Here is a 1,839-nt window from a genome sequence, read left to right as displayed (position 1 = left end):
GCTAGGCAGTTTCGTTTGGATCACTGAGCCCGACTACATCAAGATGCCGTGCCACCGGTTGGGGCGGGTGATGCACCGCTCGTCGCTGTTGCGCCGCTGGTAGGTCCCGCAGCCGGGCACGTGATTGGCTCCCCGAGATGATCCGGATGGCTGAGGCCGCCGGGAGGGACGGGCGACGGCCGATGAGTTTTCCCGTGATCCGCAGTCAGAGATCATGGTTGGTGCGCTGCAGCCGCGAGTGTGGTCGAAGCGTGCACCGACCGAATCTGCTGAGAACTGGACACAAGACACCGAGGAACCTTAAATGCGTACCCTGATCAGCACCGCTTTCATCTCGCTCGACGGCGTCGTGGAGGCCCCGGGCGGCGAGCCCGGTTACCGGAACGCCGGGTGGACCTTCAAGGACATCGAGTTCCTCCCCGAGGCATTCGACATCAAGGGACGGGAGCAGAAGGAAGCCACCGCGATGCTGATGGGCCGGATCAGCTACGAGGTGTTCAGCCCGGTGTGGCCCGACATGGAGGACTTCGCCGACTACAAGGTGATGCCGAAGTACGTCGTCTCCACCACCCTCACCGAGGACAACCTGGTGTCGAACTGGGGCGAGACGACGATCCTGCGCTCGCTCGACGACGTCGCCGCGCTGAAGGAGACCGAGGGCGGCCCGATCATCGTCCACGGCAGCGCCGCCCTGAACCAGGCCCTTTCGGACGCCGGCCTGATCGACCGTTACCACCTGCTCGTCTTCCCGCTTCTGCTCGGGGCGGGCAAGCGGCTCTTCAGCGCCACGGACAAGGACACCCAGAAGCTGAAGCTTGTCGAGCACGAGGTCTACGCCAACGGTCTGCAGAAGAACGTCTTCGACGTCGTCCGCTGACAAGGCTCCCGCATTCGCCCTGCCGTCGCGTCCGGACGTGGCACTCGTCGGAAGGAACTGCTCGGTGGGCGTTGGATCACCGCGCGGACCAGAGGAAGATGCCCGCGATGTGGAGCCCGGCCAGGTAGATGGTCGCGGTCTTTTCGTAGCGGGTGGCGATGCCGCGCCACTGCTTCAAGCGATTGATGCACCGCTCGACCGTGTTGCGCTGCTTGTATGCCTCACGGTCGAAAGTGGGTGGCCTGCCGCCACGGCTGCCTCGACGCAGTCGGTGGCCCCGCTGATCCGCGGGGACAGGGATCACCGCGCGGATACCGCGCTTACGCAGGTGCTCGCGAATGGCGCGCGACGAGTACGCCTTGTCGGCCAAGATCCTCTCCGGCCGGGTGCGGGGCCGTCCGCGTCGGCGCGGGACGCGTATGTGTGCCATCACGTCCGCGAAGGCGGGTGCGTCACCGACCTGCCCGGCGGTGAGGACGAAGGCCAGGGGGCGGCAATTGCCGTCGGCCGCGAGATGAACTTTCGTGGTCAGCCCGCCGCGGGACCGGCCGATGGCATGGTCGTCCGGCTCCCCGGCCGGGGCCCCTTTTTACGGGCCCCGGCGGCGTGCTGGTGAGCGCGCACGATCGTCGAGTCCACCGAGACAGCCCAGATCAGGTCCTCGTCAGCGTCGGCCTGGGCCATCAGCGCGGCGAACCCGCGCTCCCAGGTGCCGTCCACGGCCCACATCCGCAGCCGGTTGTAGACGCCCCTCCAGTTGCCGTACTTCTCCGGCAGGTGGACCCACTGCGATCCGGTCTGGAACTTCCAGGCGATCGCATCGATCACTTCCCGGTGATCCCGCCACCGGCCACCCCGCTTCGGCGTCCGGTCCGGCAGCAACGGCTCGATCCGCGCCCACTGCGCGTCAGTCAACGGCACATCTGGGCCAACGATCAGATGATTCAAACGAAACGGCCTAG

General features: G+C 66.6%; 2 protein-coding genes. One reads left to right on the top strand and one right to left on the bottom strand.

Annotated elements, in window-relative coordinates; genetic code table 11:
* The first annotated feature begins 304 nt into the window (after positions 1-304).
* Complete coding sequence (locus tag ACZ3H8_RS40790) at positions 305-877, top strand: dihydrofolate reductase family protein (protein WP_467410436.1); 573 nt, start codon at positions 305-307, stop codon at positions 875-877.
* A 76-nt stretch (positions 878-953) separates the two neighbouring features.
* On the opposite strand, the gene ACZ3H8_RS40785 is transcribed toward ACZ3H8_RS40790, so the two are convergent.
* Positions 954-1,798, bottom strand: a protein-coding gene (locus ACZ3H8_RS40785) for an IS5 family transposase (protein WP_467410433.1) whose coding sequence is annotated in 2 segments (ribosomal slippage) — positions 954-1,459 and positions 1,459-1,798 — 846 coding nt in all. Because the reading frame shifts where the segments join, the coding sequence is not laid out codon by codon here.
* Between the last annotated feature and the right edge of the window lie 41 nt (positions 1,799-1,839).

Source organism: Streptomyces sp. NPDC002868 (genome assembly GCF_055563295.1).
Note: the sequence above shows the minus strand (reverse complement) of the source record. Positions and strands in the feature narration are given on the sequence as shown.

What these genes read in the sequence shown, in the direction of transcription:
- ACZ3H8_RS40790 (WP_467410436.1), top strand. Translation starts at nt 305, where the DNA reads ATGCGTACCCTGATCAGCACCGCTTTCATCTCGCTCGACGGCGTCGTG.